The sequence below is a fragment of the Aureimonas ureilytica DSM 18598 = NBRC 106430 genome, from assembly GCF_000382705.1.
Taxonomy (GTDB): domain Bacteria; phylum Pseudomonadota; class Alphaproteobacteria; order Rhizobiales; family Rhizobiaceae; genus Aureimonas; species Aureimonas ureilytica.
Map to the genome: position 1 here is coordinate 426,508 of NZ_ARQE01000002.1, position 16,426 is coordinate 442,933.

Here is a 16,426-nt window from a genome sequence, read left to right on the forward strand (position 1 = left end):
AAAAAACCACGGCCTGCCACGACGCGCCAGGAACAATCTGAGGAACAATAAAGCCGATTACCCAATCCCTGCATGGACTTGATGGTCAGAGTGGATGTAGAACTGCGGCAGCACGTCGGGCTGCAGCTGATACACAGGGGGCATCGAGCATCGGCAGCGCCTCCAGTTTGCAGGCGCTGCTTCGCCTCAAGGCGTGAGACACACGTCACACAAAACACCAAAGGCCTTGGACAGACGACATCTGGCCGGGCCTTTTGGCGTAAACGCCCTCGCAGCCCCAATCCGCCGGCCCGGCCCGACACGCGGTTGTCTCATGCTTCCATCCTCCCTCGTGCGCCGCATCGATCTCGTCACGCTGCAGCTCTTCGTCACCGTGTGCGAGGAGGAGCATCTGACGCGGGGGGCCGAGCGGGCCGGTATCGCGCCTTCGGCGCTGTCGAAGCGCCTCGCCGAACTGGAGACGACGCTCGGCACCGAGCTGTTTCATCGCCATGCGCGCGGGATGACGCCGACCGCGTCGGGCGACACGCTTCTGCGCCATGCGCGCTCGATCCTGCGGGCGGTGGACACGATGGGTGCGGCGCTTGCCGATCATGCGCAGGGGCTGCTCGGCCATGTGCGCATTCTCGCCAACATCTCGTCGATCGTGGAATTCCTGCCCGAGGACCTCTCGGACTTCTACCGCGCCAACGGCCGCGTTCGCATTGAGCTGGAAGAGCGCACGAGCTATGCCGTGGTGAAGGGCATCGAGGAGGGCGTCGGCGATATCGGCCTGTGCGTCTCGACGGTGGACAGCCGCGACCTCGCCGCCGCGCCCTACCGGCGCGACCGGCTGGTGCTCGCCGTGCGGCGCGACCATCCGCTCGCGAGCCGCGAGCGCATCGGGTTTCTGGATACGCTCGACTACGAGCATATCGGCCTGCACCAGGACAGCGCCATCTATCGCCGCTCGGCGGTCGAGGCCGCCCATGCCGCGCGCGACGTGAAGCTGCGCATTCATGTGCCGGGCTTCGACGCGGTGCTGCGCATGGTGGAAAGCGGGCTCGGCGTCGGTCTCATTCCCGACCGGGCCTTCGCGGTCGTCGCGCGCGGCATGGACCTCGTGGCCGTTCCCCTCACCGATCCTTGGGCGCATCGCGAGTTGAAGCTCGTTTCTCGCGATCCCGCTTCGCTGCCGCAGGCGACGCGTCTCCTACGCGAGCATCTCCTACGATCTGGCAATTCGCCGTCCGCGAACGAGGCTTGACCGGAGACGATTGGACCCGCCCCCGGCCTCGCGCCGACAATCGCCGCAAAGACGTGACGCGCGACGGGAGGCGGGCATGGACACCTGGAAGGATACGACGGCGACGGGTGGCAGCGGCCCGCTCGCCGGCCTGCGCATTCTCGAACTCGGGCATTTCGTGGCCGCCCCTTTCGCCACGCGGCTTCTGGCCGATCTCGGCGCCGATGTCGTGAAGATCGAGCCGCCGGGCGGCGACCCGGTGCGGCAATGGGGCGAACAGGCCAATGGCCATTCGCCCTGGTGGTCCATGCATGCGCGCAACAAGCGCTGCCTGTCGCTCGATCTCAAGCACCCGCGCGCCCGCGAAATCGTGCTGCGCCTTGCGGGCCGCGCCGACGCACTGATCGAGAATTTTCGCCCGGGCCAGCTCGACAAGCTGGGCCTTGGCGAGGCGGCACTGCGCGAGGCGCGGCCGAACCTCGTGATCGCGCGCATTTCCGGCTTCGGCCAGGACGGTCCCTATCGCGATCGCGCCTCCTTTGGCGTGATCGGCGAGGCGATGGGGGGCCTGCGCTATCTCACCAACCACCCGCCGGAAGAAACCGACCTGCCGCCCTCGCGCGTCGGCATTTCCATCGGCGATTCCATCGCCGGGCTTTATGCCGCGTTCGGCGTCATGTCCGCTCTCTGGCAGCGCGACCGCTCGGGCGGTGCCGCCAAGCCCTTCACGCTCGACGTCGCGCTGACCGAGGCCATGCTGTCCATGATGGAGGGCACGCTGCCCGAATACGGCGTGTTCGGCACGGTCCGCCAGCCGCAGGGCTCGCGCATCAAGACCGCCGCACCGACCAATGCCTATCCGACGCGCGACGGAAAATGGCTGCTGATCGCGGCCAATTCCGATCCGCTCTTTCGCCGCCTCGCCCGGGTGATCGGGCGGCCGGAACTCGCCGACGATCCGGACTTTTCCGCCAATCCCGGCCGCCTGCGCCATGTGGAGCGGCTGGATGCGATCATCGCGGACTGGTCGCGCGGCCATGACGCGGCTGAGGTCGACCGCATCCTCACCGAAGCGGACATTCCCTCGACCCTCTGCTTCAGCGCCGCCGACATCGCCGCCGACGCGCAATATCAGGCGCGCGGCATGGTGCGCGAACTGGAGGACCCGCTGATCGGCCGCGTGCTTCATGCCGGCGTCGTGCCGCATGTGCCGCAAGCGCCCGGCGACATCCGCTGGACGGGCCCCGCCGTCGGCGCCCATACCGACGAAGTCCTGAACGAAGCCGGCTTCGACGCCGACGAAATCCAAACGCTGCGCCAGGAAGGAGTCGTGCGATGACCCCGCTCGATCGCCGCACCGAAGTCGAAATCGTGGAGGTCGCTCCGCGCGACGGTTTCCAGCCGATCGGCCCGTTCATCCCGACCGCGACCAAGGTGGAGTTCGTCCGCCGGCTCCACGCGGCGGGGCTGCGCCGGATCGAGATCGGCTCCTTCGTCAGCGCCTCGGCCGTGTCGCAGATGGCCGATACGCCGGATGTGCTCGACGCCGTTCGCGACGTGCCCGGTCTCCTGTCGCAGCTCCTCGTGCCGACGGAGAAGCGCGGCGCGGACGCGCTCGCCGCCCGCGCGCCGATGGTGGCCTACGTCCTGTCGGTGTCGGACGCCCACAACCGAAACAATGTGCGCCGCACGCCCGCCGAATCGGCTGCGGATTACGAGCGCTTCGCCGCGCGCGTGCCGGCCGACATTCCTCTGCGCCTCAGCCTTGCGACCTCGTTCGACTGTCCCTTTTCGGGCCGCGTCGAGACGGCGGAGGTCCTGGCGCTGCTCGACCGCCTCGTTCCCATCCGGCCGGAGGCCGAGATCTGTCTCTGCGACACGACGGGCCGCGCGGTGCCGGACCAGATGCGCCGCCTGTTCGGCGAGGCCATGGCGCGCTTTCCCGAGGTTCGGCACTGGGCCATGCACGGGCACGACACCTATGGGCTCGGCCTCGCCAATGTCTTCGCCGCCTTCGAGGAGGGCGTGCGCGTGTTCGACGCGGCGGCCGGGGGGCTCGGCGGTTGCCCCTTCGCGCCGGGCGCGACCGGCAATGTCGCGACCGAGGACGTCGTCTGGATGTTCGAGCGGATGGGCATCGCCACCGGCGTCGATATCGAGGCGCTGCGCCGGATCGCGGAGGACGCGGCGGCGCTGCCCGGCGCGCAGTCGGGCGGACGGGTGCGCGCTGCCCTGCGTTCTCGGCCGGAACTCTGCGCCGCCTAACCGTTCGCCGTTGGGAAACGCTCGTTTCGGCCTAACGCATGTTCCAGCGGCGCACGGTTCATCTAATCTGCGAATCCAACGACGTCGGGGAGGACGGCGATGATAGAATTGAAGGCGCGACGCGCCGGGATCGTGGCGCCATGCTGAGCGCCGTGCAAACCATACGAAAGCCGACGATGGACGCTGCCCCCGCTGGTGCGCAGGCCATCGGCCTGTCGCAGGTCGAGATCGCCTTTCGCCTCGCCAATGGCGGCCGCTTCGAGGCCGTGGCGCCGACCGATCTCGTGGTGCGCGAAGGCGAGTTCGTGGCCGTGGTCGGCCCGACGGGCTGCGGAAAGTCCACGCTTCTGAACGCCGCTGCGGGCCTCCTGAAGCCCTCGGACGGCACGGTGCGCATCTTCGGCGAAGAGCTGACCGGCCTCAACACCAAGGCCGGCTACCTCTTCCAGCAGGATTCGCTGATGCCCTGGAAGACGGTGCTCGACAATGTGTCGATCCCGCTGACCATCGCGGGCACGCCGAAGCGCGAGGCGCAGGACCGCGCCCGCGAATGGCTGGCCCGCGTCGGCCTGTCCGCCTTCGCCGATCGCTATCCGCACATGCTGTCGGGCGGCCAGCGCAAGCGCGTCGGCCTTGCGCAGGTTCTCATCCGCAATCCACGCATTCTCCTGATGGACGAGCCCTTCGGCCCGCTCGACGCGCAGACCCGCGTCATCATGGGCGGCCTGCTCCTCGACCTCTGGTCGACCGAGAAGAAGGCCGTGATGTTCGTCACGCACGATCTGGAAGAGGCCATCGCGTTGTCCGACCGCGTCGTCATCATGTCGGCCGGGCCCCGCGCGCGCATCATCGGCGACTACGAGATCCCGATCGCCCGCCCGCGCGAGATCGCCGACGTGCGGCTCGACCCGCTCTTCCACGACATCCATCGCGAGATCTGGAACGCCCTCAAGGAAGAGGTCGTGAAGGGCTATCGCCAGACCAACGGACTGCCAGCATGACGAGGCCGGTTCTCATCCTTCTTCAGGTCTCGGTCGCCGTCGTCGGCCTCGTGATCTGGCACCTCTTCACCGCGACCCACCTTTTCGGCAATCCGGCCAACGCCAAGTTCTTCTTCGCGACGCCCATCGATGTCGGCGCGCGGATCGTGGAATGGTTCGTGTCCGGCTCGATCTGGTACCACCTCTACATCACCCTCGCCGAATCCACCCTCGCCTTCGTGATCGGCTCGCTCGGCGGCGTCGCCATCGGCTTCTGGTTCGCCCGCAAGCCGCTGCTCGCCATGGTCTTCGATCCCTATGTGAAGGCCGCCAACGCCCTGCCGCGCGTGGTGCTCGCGCCGATCTTCGCGCTGTGGCTGGGCCTCGGCATCTGGTCCAAGGTCGCGCTCGGCGTCACGCTCGTCTTCTTCATCGTGTTCTTCAACGTCTATCAGGGTGTGAAGGAGGTGAACCAGACGGTGCTCTCCAACGCGCGGATGCTCGGCATGAGCGAGCGCCAGTTGCTGCGCCACGTGTATCTGCCCTCGGCTCTGAGCTGGATGTTCTCTTCGCTGCACACGGCGGTCGGCTTCGCCGTCGTCGGCGCCGTGGTCGGCGAATATCTCGGCTCCTCGGCGGGGCTTGGCTATCTCATCCAGCAGGCCGAGGGCGTGTTCGACGTCACGGGCGTCTTTGCCGGCATGTTCGTTCTGATGGGCTTCGTGCTCGTGATCGACTGGCTGGTGACTCTCGTGGAAGAACGCCTTCTCGTCTGGCGTCCGCAGGCGCAGGTCGCCACGGCCTGAACCGACAACCTCACCGAAAACGGCCTTGGGAGGGGCTGAACCGATGAACCGCAGAGACTTTCTTCTCACCGGCGCGGGCGCGCTCGCCTTCGCAGCCCTGTCCGCCCGCCTGCCGGCTTTCGCGCAGGACCCAGGCGCCAAGATCGAGAAGCCCTCGCTGACGCTCGGCGTCGGCGGCAAGCCGCTCCTCTACTACCTGCCACTGACCATTGCCGAGCGGCGCGGCTACTTCACGGAGGAAGGGCTCACCGTCGCGATCAACGATTTCGGCGGCGGCGCCAAGTCGCTGCAGGCCCTCGTCGGCGGCTCGGTCGACGTCGTGACCGGCGCTTACGAGCACACGCTGCGCATGCAGCATCGCGGCCAGGACATCCGGGCCGTCGCCGATCTCGGCCGCTTCCCCGGCATCACCATCGCCGTGCGCAAGGAACTGGCCGGCGAGATCAAGTCGATCGCAGACCTCAAGGGCCGCACGATGGGCGTGACGGCGCCCGGCTCCTCCACCGCCCTCATGCTGCAATATGCGCTGGTGAAGGCCGGCCTGCAGCCGACCGACGTGTCTCTCGTCGGCATCGGCGGCGGCACGAGCGCGGTCGCGGCGGTGAAGCGCGGCGAGATCGCGGGCCTGTCGCATCTCGACCCCGTGACCTCGCGTCTCGAAGTCGACGGCGACATCGTGCCGCTCATCGACACGCGCACGGAAGAAGGCACGCGCCAGCTCTTCGGCGGCACCAACCCGGCCGCCACCGTCTATCTGCGCCATGATTTCGTGGAGGCCAATCCGGTCACGACGCAGCGCATCGTCAACGCCTTCCTGAAGTCGCTCGCCTGGCTCCAGACCGCGACGCCCGACGAGGTCGCCGACAGCGTGCCCGAGGACTATCATTTCGGCGATCGCGAGTTCTACAAGACCGCCTTCGAGAAGGCCCGGCCGATGTATTCGCCCGATGGCGTGATCACCGAGGACGGGTTCCAGTCCATGCTCTCGATGCTGAAAACGCTGGAGCCGGCCGAGTTCGGCAATGCCGAGATCGCCTTCGCACAGACCTTCGACGACCGCTTCGTCAAGGCCAAGAGCTGATATCAGGCGGGAGCGGAGAGGACATTCCCCGCTCCCGCCGATCGCTTTGAGACCTCAGCGATCCGACGGCGGCGCCCAGGGCGGCGGGCGCTTTTCAAGAAAGGCGGCAATGCCCTCGCGCGCCTCGTCGGTCTCCCAGGCATCCGCGAGCACCGTGATCGTCGCCTCGATCACGGCCTCGTCGATTGGGGGGCCGAGCCGTCGCGCCAGCGCCTTGGCGCGGGCCACAGCCCCCGGCGCCGTCGAGAGATAGGGCTCGACCTCCGCCGCCACAGCCGCCTCCAGCCCGCCCGGCTCGACCGCACGCGCGATAAGGCCGAGGCGCTCGGCTTCCTCCGCACCGAAAATCCGCGATGACATGAAGACCCGCCGCGCCGTGCCTTCGCCGAGCCGCGCCAGGACATAGGGGCCGATCGTCGCCGGAATCAGGCCGAGCCGCGTTTCCGTGAAGCCGAAGCGCGTTCCCGTCTCGGCGAGCGCCACGTCGCAGACCGAGGCAAGCCCCGCGCCGCCGCCGAGCGCCGCGCCCCGGATCGCGGCGATCAAGGGCGCGCGAAGCGCGTTCAGGACGCCGAACATGCGCGCGAGCTTCCGGGCCTCGCTCATGCGCGTCGCGCGGTCCCCCTCGACCTGCGCCTTCATCCAGTCGAGATCGCCGCCGGCGCAGAAAACCGACCCTTCGCCGGTGAGGATCACGGCGCGAAGCGTGGCGTCCGCGTCGAGTTGCGCGGCGAGGTCCGTGAGGTCCGCGATCATCGCCGCCGACAGGGCGTTGCGCTTGTCCGGCCGGTTCAACGTCACCGTAGCGACGCCGCGCGCGTCCTTGACCACGCGAAGGGTTTCGAAGCTCATCGAGCGGGGCTCCTCAAGGTTCTGGCATAGCTCGCGGCCGTTGCCAGGCGGCCGGGGTCCACGCCCGTCTCGAAACCCAGCGCCGTCAGACGTTCGCACACCGCCTCGGTCGCGACATTGCCCTTGGCGCCCGGCGCATAGGGGCAGCCGCCGAGACCGGCCACCGAGGCGTCGAACCGGCGCAGGCCGTGGCTCAACGCGGTTTCCATGTTCGCGAGAGCCTGCCCGTCCGTGTCGTGGAAATGACCGGCGAGTTGTTCGGCCGGCAGATCGCGCAAGAGACAGCGCAGAAGGGCGTCCACCTTTTCCGGCGTCGCGCGGCCCAGAGTGTCGCCGAGGCTGACCTCGTAGCAGCCGAGTTGCAGAAGGCTCGCGGCAATATCCCGCACTGCGTCCGGCGCCACCGGCCCGTCATAGGGGCAATCCGTGATGCAGGACACATAGGCCCGCACGGAAACGCCCGCTTGGCCGGCCGCCACCACGACGGGCGCAAACCGCTCCAGGCTTTCGGCGATCGTGCAGTTGAGATTGGCGCGCGAGAACCCTTCCGAGGCGGAGGCGAAGACGGCGACTTCGTCCGCGCGGCTGGCGAGCGCCCCTTCCAGCCCGCGCGAATTGGGCGTCAGCACGGTATAGCAGACGCCCGGCGCGCGGCGGATGCCGGCCATCACCTCGGCGGCGTCGCCCATCTGCGGCACCCAACGCGGGCTGACGAAGCTCGTCGCCTCGATCCGGCGAAGCCCGGTCGCGGAAAGAAGGTCGATGAGATGGATCTTCTCGGCGGTCGCGATCGGCTGGCGTTCGTTCTGCAGTCCGTCGCGCGGGCCGACCTCGGTGATCTCCACCCGCTCATGCATCGGCGGCCTCTTCCAGCGTCGCCAGAACGTCGCCGTCGCCGACCTGCCCGCCTTCGGCAACCAGAAGCTCGGCGATCACGCCATCGCGCGGTGCCAGAAGGGTGTTCTCCATCTTCATGGCTTCCAGCACCAGCACCGGATCGCCGGCCGAGACCGGATCGCCCGCCCGCACCATGAGCCGCGTGACGAGGCCCGGCATGGGCGCGACGATCGCATCGCCCCCGCCCGCGACGCTCGAAGCGCGGTCCAGCGGGTCCACCAGCGAGAAGCTGACGGAGCGGCCCGGCTCGAAGAGGGTCGCCTTTCCATCGCGAAGCGCGACCTCGATCCGACGGCTATGGCCGCCCCGTTCCACCAGAACCGCATCGCCGTCGCGTCGGATCGCAAGCGCGGTCCCATCGGCGAGACGCAAGGTGGTGCCGTCGAGTTCGGCCGAAACGCTTAGCCGTTCCGCGCCCTGCAACAGCGTCATGTCGAGCCGCGCCGGCCCCCAGGTGCGAAAGCCGCGAAGCTGGCTCCAGGGGTCGGCCTCTTCGGGCGGATCGAGAAGGCCGGCGAGCGCCATGGCGGCGACATAGGGCGCGTCTGGCGAGATGTCGGGCTCCTGTGCGAGCGCTTGGGCGTTGCGGGCGATCAGCCCCGTATCGACCTGCCCCGCCACGAAATCGGCTTGGCGCGCGAGGCGCGCGAGAAAGCCGACATTCGTCACCGTGCCGCCGACGCGGATCTGGTCCAGGGCGTCGGCGAGCTGCGCCAGCGCCCGGGGGCGGTCCGCGTCGTGGACGATCACCTTCGCGATCATCGGATCGTACCAGGGCGTGATCTCGTCGCCTTCCTCGACGCCGCTATCGATGCGCAAGGGGCCGGGCGCGAAGCGCTGCGCGGGCGGAAATTGCAGATGCTCCAGCCGGCCGGTCGCCGGCAGGAAGCCCTTGGCGACATCCTCGGCATAGAGCCGGGCTTCCACCGCATGGCCCGTGATCCGCAGATCGCCCTGCGCGAAGGGCAACGGCTCGCCGGCGGCGACGCGCAACTGCAGCTCCACGAAGTCGAGCCCCGTAATCGCCTCCGAGACGGGATGTTCGACCTGCAGCCGTGTGTTCATCTCCATGAACCAGAAACCGTCCAGCCGCAGCCCTTGGCTTCCATCGGCGATGAACTCCACCGTGCCCGCGCCGCGATAGCCGATCGCGCGCGCCGCTTCCACGGCGGCGCGGCCCATGGCCTCGCGCACCTCTTCGGTCATGCCGGGCGCGGGCGCTTCCTCGATCACCTTCTGATGGCGGCGCTGAAGCGAGCAGTCCCGCTCGAACAGATGGACGACCCCGCCCTGCCCATCGGCGAAGACCTGCATTTCCACATGGCGCGGCGCGGTGACGTAGCGCTCGATCAGAACGGCCGGATCGCCGAAGCTCGCCTGCCCCTCGCGCCGCGCGCCCTCGAGCGCTGCCGCGAAATCGGCGGGCCGTTCCACGAGGCGCATTCCCTTGCCCCCGCCGCCCGCGCGCGCCTTGATCAGGACGGGATAGCCGATGCGCGCGGCCTCGGCTTCGAGATGCGCGGGGTCCTGGTCAGTCCCATGATAGCCGGGCACGACCGGAACGCCCGCCGCCTCCATCAGGCGCTTGGCGGCGTCCTTCAGACCCATGGCCCGGATCGCCTGGGCAGGCGGGCCGACGAAGACGAGGCCGGCGCGTTCCACGGCCTCCACGAAATCCGGGTTCTCCGACAGGAAGCCGTAGCCGGGATGAATGGCGTCAGCCCCCGTCTCCCGTGCCGCCTTCAGGATCGCATCGGCCCGCAGATAGCTGTCGGCCACGGCGGCCGGGCCGATCAGCACGGCCTCGTCGGCCGCGCGCACATGAAGGGCGTTGCGGTCCGCCTCGGAATAAACGGCCACGGTGCGGATGCCCAACCGGCGCGCGGTCGCCATGACGCGGAGCGCGATTTCGCCTCTGTTGGCGATGAGGAGCTTGTCGAACATCATCACCGTCACATCCGAAACAGGCCGAACCGCGTCGGCTCGATGGGCGCGTTGAGCGCGGCCGAGAGCGAGAGCGCCAGCACCGCGCGGCTCTTTCGCGGGTCGATGATCCCGTCGTCCCAGAGCCGGGCCGAGGCGTAGAGCGGACGGGACTGCGCCTCGAAGCGCTCGACCATCGGCTGCTTGAACGCCGCTTCCTCCTCCGCCGTCCAGCTTCGACCGGCCTTTTCCAGCGCCGCGCCCCGGACGCTGGCGAGGACGCCCGCCGCCTGCTCGCCGCCCATCACGGAGATGCGGCTGTTCGGCCAGGTCCACAGGAAGCGGGGCGAATAGGCGCGCCCGCACATGCCGTAATTGCCGGCACCGAAGGAGCCGCCGACGAGAAGCGTGATCTTGGGAACGGCGGTCGTGGCGACGGCGGCGACGAGCTTGGCACCGTCCTTGGCGATGCCGCCGGCCTCGTATTTTCGTCCCACCATGAAGCCGGTGATGTTCTGCAGGAAGACGAGCGGCACGCCGCGCTGCGAGCAGAGCTGCACGAAATGCGCGCCCTTCAGCGCGCTTTCGGAAAAGAGAACGCCATTGTTGGCGACGATGCCGACGGGCATTCCCATCACATGGGCAAAGCCGCACACCAGGGTTTCGCCAAAACGCGCCTTGAACTCGTCGAAGCGCGAACCGTCCACCAGGCGCGCGATGACCTCGCGGATATCGTAGGGCGTGCGCAGGTCGCCCGGCACGACGCCGAGAATCTCCTCGGGGTCGTAAAGCGGGTCCTCGGCCGGCTGGAGAACCACCGATGGGTGCTTCTCGCGATTGAGCCCGGCGACGGCCTGCCGCGCCAGCGCGAGCGCGTGGGCGTCGTCCTCGGCGAGATAGTCGGCAACGCCCGACAGGCGGGTGTGAACGTCGCCGCCGCCCAAATCCTCCGCCGTGACGATCTCGCCCGTCGCCGCCTTCACCAGAGGCGGGCCGGCGAGGAAGATCGTGCCCTGCTCGCGCACGATGATCGTCACGTCCGACATGGCCGGCACATAGGCGCCGCCCGCCGTGCAGGAGCCCATGACCACGGCGATCTGCGGCACGTTGTCGGCCGACATGCGCGCCTGGTTGAAGAAGATGCGGCCGAAATGGTCGCGGTCGGGAAAGACCTCGTCCTGGTTCGGCAGATTGGCCCCGCCCGAATCCACGAGATAGACGCAAGGAAGCCGGTTCTCGGCCGCGATCTCCTGCGCGCGCAGATGCTTCTTCACGGTAAGCGGAAAGTAGGTGCCGCCCTTCACCGTCGCGTCGTTGGCGAGCACCATGACCTCACGCCCGCAGACGCGCCCGATGCCGGCGATGGCGCCGGCCGAGGGCACGGCATCGTCATAAAGACCGTGAGCGGCGAAGGCGCCGATCTCCAGGAAGGGGGAGCCCGGATCGAGCAGCCGGGCGATGCGCTCGCGCGGCAGGAGCTTGCCGCGCTCGACATGCCGCCGGCGCGCGGCCTCGCCGCCTCCCCCTTGCGTGCGCTCGGCGACCTCGGCGACTTCCCCGATCATCGCGAGATGCGCGGCGCGATTGGCCGCGAAGACGGCGGACCCCGCCACGGCTTTGGATCGCAGAACCGCCATCAGCCCTGCGCTCCCACGAGTTCGCGGCCGATCAGCATGCGGCGGATTTCGCTGGTGCCCGCGCCGATCTCCATCAGCTTGGCGTCGCGGAACAGGCGCGACACCGGCGTCTCGTTCATGAAGCCGGTCCCGCCCATGGCCTGCACGGCCTGATGGGCGACCACCATCGCCTCCTCCGAGGCGTAGAGCACGCAGGCCGCCGCGTCCTGGCGCGTCACGCGGCCCCGGTCGCAGGCCCGCGCAACCTCGTAGACATAGGCGCGCGCGGTGTTCAGCTTGGTGTAGATGTCGGCGATCTTGGCCTGCATCAGCTGGAAGTCGCCGATGCGCGTGCCGAACTGCTTGCGCTGGACCATGTAGGGCATGATCTCGTCCATGCAGGCCGCCATGATGCCGAGCCCGATGCCGGACAGCACGACGCGCTCGTAGTCCAGTCCGGACATGAGAACGCGCACGCCGCGTCCTTCCTGCCCCAGCACGTTCGCGGCGGGCACCTCGACATTCTCGAACACGAGTTCGGCCGTGTTGGAGCCGCGCATGCCGAGCTTGTCGAAATGCGGCGAAGTCGAGAAGCCCGGCATTCCGCGCTCCACCAGAAAGGCCGTGATGCCCTTCGAGCCGGCCGCCGGGTCGGTCTTGGCGTAGACGACGAGCGTCTCGGCGTCCGGCCCGTTGGTGATCCAGTATTTGGTGCCGTTGAGAAGGAAGCGGTCGCCCCGCTTCTCGGCCCGCAGCGTCATCGACACGACGTCCGACCCCGCGCCCGCCTCCGACATGGCGAGTGCCCCGACATGCTCGCCCGAGACGAGTTTGGGCAGATAGGTCCGCTTCTGGTCGGGCGAGCCGTTCAGGCGGATCTGATTGACGCAAAGATTGGAATGCGCGCCGTAGGACAGGCTGACCGAGGCGCTCGCGCGGGCGATCTCCTCCACCGCGACGACATGGGCGAGATAGCCCATGGCCGCGCCGCCATAGTCTTCCTCGACGGTGATGCCGAGCAGCCCGAGTTCGCCCATCTCGCGCCAAAGCGCTGCGGGAAAGCTGTTCGTGCGGTCGATCTCGGCGGCCATCGGCTTCAGCCGCTCCTGCGCCCAGCCATGCACCATGTCGCGCAGCGCGTTCACCTCGTCGCCGAGGTCGAACACCATGGAATTGTTGAACACGTCCTTCACTCCCCCTGACGGTTCATTCGGCCGCGATGGCGACCGGCATGTGATCCCGGCTTTCGATCCGAGCCCGCAGCGCCTCCCGCTGCGCCATGGCCTTTTCGAACGCCTGTTCCTTGACCGGGCCGAAGCCGCGAATGTCCAGCGCGAGCGCCAGAAGCGCCTTGATCGACACGAGGTTCCGCTCGCTCAGATGCCGCTCGGCGAAGTCGAGATCGGCATCGTAGATCTCGATCAGGCGCCGTTCGAGCCTGCGGTCGGCAGTCCGGCCGAACGGGTCGAACGCCGTGCCGCGCAGCGCTTTCAGCCGGGCGAGAACGCCGAAGACCGGCAGCATCCAGGCGCCGAACTCGCGCTTCTTCGGCCGTCCGTTCGCGTCCTCGCCCGGCAGCATGGGCGGAGCGAGGTTGAAGGACAGGCGGAGCTCCCCGTCGAAGGCCTTGGCGAGGCTCTTGCGGAAGGCCGGCGCGCTGTAGAGCCGGGCGACCTCGTATTCGTCCTTGTAGGCCAGCACCTTGGCATAGCCGATCGCTACCGAGCGAAGAAGCTCGCCGCCCTTGTCGAGCGGGGCGACGACCTCCCCGAAGCGCTCGACCCGTGCCGCGTAGCGCCGGGCGAGGCTTGCGTTCTGGTAGGAGGTGAGATGGACCTTTCGATGCTCCACGATCTCGGCCGTCGACATTTCGGCGAGCGGCCGGGGGCGCTGTTCGTCGACGATGTTGCGCTCCAGCGCGGCCGGGTCGTGCGCCAGAAGCCGTCCCCAGTCGAAGGCGGCGAGATTGGCGGCGACCGCCATGTCGTTCAATTCGATCGCCGCCGCGACGGATTCGCGCCGCAGCGGAATCAGGCCCTTCTGCCAGGCATAGCCGAGCATCATGATGTTGGTCGCGATCTCGTCGCCGCAAACGGCGGCGGCCAGTTCGGCGAAGTTGCGGAAATGGTCGCGGTTGCGCACGGCCGCTTCCACGGAGCGCTCCACGGCGGCTTCCTTGAAGTCGAAGTCGCGAAGCCGGACAAAGTCCGACACCGGCGCGGTCTTGGTGTTGAGGACGGCATGGGTGCGCGCGGGGTCGCAGAGAAGAATGCTGTCCTTCGAGGCCGCGACGACCGAATCCGCCGCAAGCAGGAGATCGGCCCCGCCCGCCGCGATGCGCGGGGCGGCGACCGGCCGGTCGGCCCGCGCGATGCGCACATGGCTGAGCACCGCCCCGCCCTTCTGCGCCAGACCCGCCATGTCCAGGATCATCGGGATCTTGCCCTCGACATGGGCGGCCATGCCGAGCAGCGCGCCGATCGTGAGGACGCCGGTTCCGCCGACGCCGGTGACGGCGATATTCCAGGCGCGGTCGATCTGCGGCAGGTCTGGCTCCGGCAGCGCGGAAACGTCGGGCCGGCCGAGCGCGGCACGGCGCTTGAGCGAAGCGCCCCGCACCGTGACGAAGGACGGGCAGAAGCCCTTCTGGCAGGAATAATCCTTGTTGCAGGCCGACTGGTTGATGCGGCGCTTGCGCCCCATCTCGGTTTCCTCGGGCTCGACCGCGATGCAGTTCGATGTCTGCGAGCAGTCGCCGCAGCCTTCGCAGACGGCGGGGTTGATCCACAGGCGCTTGTCCGGGTCTTCGGCCTTGCCGCGCTTGCGGCGACGGCGCTTCTCGGCGGCGCAGGTCTGCTCGTAGACGATCACGGTGACGCCCGGCACCTCGCGCAGCTCGCGCATCGTCGCGTCGATCTCGTCGCGGTGGCGGATTTCGGTTCCGGGCGCGAGGTCGGCGGGGTCGTAGACGTCAGGGCGATCCGACATCAGCACGATCCGCGACACGCCCTCGAAGTGCATCTGATGGGTGATCTGCTGCGGCGTCAGAACGCCATCGATGGCCTGTCCGCCGGTCATGGCGACGGCGTCGTTGTAGAGGATCTTGTAGGTGATGTTCGCGCCGGCCGCGACGGATTGGCGGATCGCCAGATGCCCGGAGTGGAAATAGGTGCCGTCGCCGAGATTGACGAAGCGATGCATCTCGTCGGTAAAGTGCGAGATCGCCGTCCAGGGCACGCCCTCGGCGCCCATATTGGTGAAGGTCTCGGTGTTGCGGTCCATCCACTGGACCATGAAATGGCAGCCGATTCCCGCCATCGCCTTGGAGCCCTCGGGCACGCGGGTCGAGGTGTTGTGCGGGCAGCCCGGGCAATAGTGCGGCAGGCGGACCACCGGCGCGAGATGGCCGTTGCCGCGCGCATCCGCCGCCTCCACGACCCCGAGCCGCTCGCGGATGCGGGCGGCGAGATCGGCGGGCAGATCGAGGCGCAGGACGCGGTCGGCAATCGCCCGCGCCACGCTCGAGACGGTGAGACCCGCCGACAGGGACAGGAAGGGGCGGTCCTCGTGGTCGAACTTGCCGATGATCCTCGGCCGGACGTCGGCGCGCCAGTTGAAGAGCTGCTGCTTGATCTGGTTCTCGATGATCTCGCGGCGCTCCTCGACGATCAGCACCTCCTCCAGCCCTTCGGAGAAGGCGCGGATGCCCTGCGGCTCCAGGGGCCAGGGCATGCGCACCTTGTAGACGCGCAGGCCGATCGCCTCCCATTCGGGCTGGCGCAGGCCAAGCTCGGCGAGCGCCTGGCGCACGTCCTCGAAGGCCTTGCCCGAGGCGACGATGCCGAAGCGCGCATGGGGCGTGTCCACCACGACCTGATCGACGCGGTTGGCACGGGCGAAGGCGATGGCGGCATAGGCCTTGTGTTCCTGCAGCCGCTCGTCCTGCACGAGCGGCGGATCGGGCCAGCGCAGGTTCAGCCCGCCCTCCGGCAGCTCGAAATCCTGAGGCAGAAGAAACTCGCGCTCTTCCTGCGAAAGGTCCACGACGGTGGTGGTCTCCACCGTTTCGGAAATGACCTTGAAGCCGACCCAGCATCCCGAATAGCGCGACATGGCGACGCCGAGGAGCCCGAGTTCCAGGAACTCGTGGACCGAGGACGGGTAGAGAACCGGCATCACGGCCGAGATGAAGGCATGGTCCGACTGGTGCGGGATCGAGGACGACTTGCAGGTGTGGTCGTCGCCCGCGATCGCCAGGACACCGCCATGGGCCGACGTGCCCGCTGCGTTGGCATGCTTGAACACGTCGCCGCAGCGATCGACGCCCGGCCCCTTGCCGTACCACATGCCGAGGATGCCATCCTTCCGGGCGCCCGGCGACAGGTGAAGCTGCTGACTGCCCCAGACGGCGGCGGCGGCGAGATCCTCGTTGAGGCCCGGTTGAAAGACGATGTCATGCGCTTCGAGAAACCGGCGGGCTTTCAGAAGATGCTGGTCGTAGCCGCCGAGCGGCGAGCCGCGATAGCCCGAGATGAAGGCGCCGGTGTTCAGACCCCGTGCGCGATCCCGGCGCATCTGCGTCATGGGCAGGCGAACCAGCGCCTGAATCCCGGTCATGAACGCGGAGCCGCGCTCCGCCGTGTACTTGTCGTCGAGCGTCAGCGGTTTGGTCATGAGTGCCTCCCAGCCTTGCCAGAGTTGCACGAATGCGCCGGGCCACGGTCCCTATTTTAGAGCCGTTCCGAACTGATTTCGCAAAGCCATCCCTCTATCTTATGCTC

Annotated in this window: 12 protein-coding genes; 6 read left to right on the plus strand and 6 right to left on the minus strand. The window is 68.3% G+C overall.

The window, feature by feature from the left end; genetic code table 11:
• Positions 1 to 313: 313 nt before the first annotated feature.
• The 6 genes from B146_RS0105795 to B146_RS0105820 all read left to right on the plus strand — a co-directional run bounded on the left by B146_RS0105795 (position 314) and on the right by B146_RS0105820 (position 6,357).
• Positions 314 to 1,246 (plus strand): LysR family transcriptional regulator, encoded by a 933-nt coding sequence (locus B146_RS0105795; protein ID WP_019995475.1) that lies wholly within the window; start codon positions 314 to 316, stop codon positions 1,244 to 1,246.
• 76 nt (positions 1,247 to 1,322) lie between these two features.
• Complete coding sequence (locus B146_RS0105800) at positions 1,323 to 2,564, plus strand: CaiB/BaiF CoA transferase family protein (RefSeq protein WP_019995476.1); 1,242 nt, start codon at positions 1,323 to 1,325, stop codon at positions 2,562 to 2,564.
• The gene (locus B146_RS0105805) at positions 2,561 to 3,490 is read left to right on the plus strand and encodes a hydroxymethylglutaryl-CoA lyase (RefSeq protein WP_019995477.1); all 930 of its coding nucleotides are present in this window, start codon (positions 2,561 to 2,563) and stop codon (positions 3,488 to 3,490) included. Before B146_RS0105800 ends, B146_RS0105805 begins: the two co-directional genes overlap by 4 nt.
• 176 nt (positions 3,491 to 3,666) lie before the next feature.
• Positions 3,667 to 4,491, plus strand: coding sequence for an ABC transporter ATP-binding protein (locus B146_RS0105810; RefSeq protein WP_026358363.1), 825 nt, complete (start codon positions 3,667 to 3,669; stop codon positions 4,489 to 4,491).
• Positions 4,488 to 5,276 carry an ABC transporter permease gene (locus B146_RS0105815; protein WP_019995479.1) on the plus strand — a complete coding sequence of 263 codons (789 nt, stop codon included), beginning with the start codon at positions 4,488 to 4,490 and terminating at the stop codon, positions 5,274 to 5,276. The genes B146_RS0105810 and B146_RS0105815 overlap by 4 nt, the downstream gene beginning before the upstream one ends.
• A gap of 43 nt (positions 5,277 to 5,319) precedes the next feature.
• On the plus strand, positions 5,320 to 6,357 hold the full coding sequence (locus B146_RS0105820; RefSeq protein WP_019995480.1) for an ABC transporter substrate-binding protein: 1,038 nt from the start codon (positions 5,320 to 5,322) through the stop codon (positions 6,355 to 6,357).
• A 54-nt stretch (positions 6,358 to 6,411) separates the two neighbouring features.
• On the opposite strand, the gene B146_RS0105825 is transcribed toward B146_RS0105820, so the two are convergent.
• From B146_RS0105825 to B146_RS0105850, 6 genes are read right to left on the minus strand one after another with little or no spacing between them, the layout of a single operon-like run.
• A complete protein-coding gene (locus tag B146_RS0105825) occupies positions 6,412 to 7,209 on the minus strand; it encodes a crotonase/enoyl-CoA hydratase family protein (RefSeq protein WP_019995481.1) in 798 nt (265 codons plus the stop codon).
• On the minus strand, positions 7,206 to 8,066 hold the full coding sequence (locus tag B146_RS0105830) for a hydroxymethylglutaryl-CoA lyase (protein WP_019995482.1): 861 nt from the start codon (positions 8,064 to 8,066) through the stop codon (positions 7,206 to 7,208). The genes B146_RS0105825 and B146_RS0105830 overlap by 4 nt, the downstream gene beginning before the upstream one ends.
• On the minus strand, positions 8,059 to 10,050 hold the full coding sequence (locus tag B146_RS0105835) for an acetyl/propionyl/methylcrotonyl-CoA carboxylase subunit alpha (protein ID WP_026358364.1): 1,992 nt from the start codon (positions 10,048 to 10,050) through the stop codon (positions 8,059 to 8,061). The genes B146_RS0105830 and B146_RS0105835 overlap by 8 nt, the downstream gene beginning before the upstream one ends.
• Before the next feature lie 8 nt (positions 10,051 to 10,058).
• Positions 10,059 to 11,666: a carboxyl transferase domain-containing protein gene (locus B146_RS0105840; RefSeq protein WP_019995484.1), complete on the minus strand. Its 1,608-nt coding sequence runs from the start codon at positions 11,664 to 11,666 to the stop codon at positions 10,059 to 10,061.
• Entirely contained in the window at positions 11,666 to 12,814 is a 1,149-nt protein-coding gene (locus B146_RS0105845) for an isovaleryl-CoA dehydrogenase (RefSeq protein ID WP_407638540.1), read from the minus strand. The genes B146_RS0105840 and B146_RS0105845 overlap by 1 nt, the downstream gene beginning before the upstream one ends.
• A gap of 37 nt (positions 12,815 to 12,851) precedes the next feature.
• Positions 12,852 to 16,319 carry an indolepyruvate ferredoxin oxidoreductase family protein gene (locus B146_RS0105850; RefSeq protein ID WP_019995486.1) on the minus strand — a complete coding sequence of 1,156 codons (3,468 nt, stop codon included), beginning with the start codon at positions 16,317 to 16,319 and terminating at the stop codon, positions 12,852 to 12,854.
• Between the last annotated feature and the right edge of the window lie 107 nt (positions 16,320 to 16,426).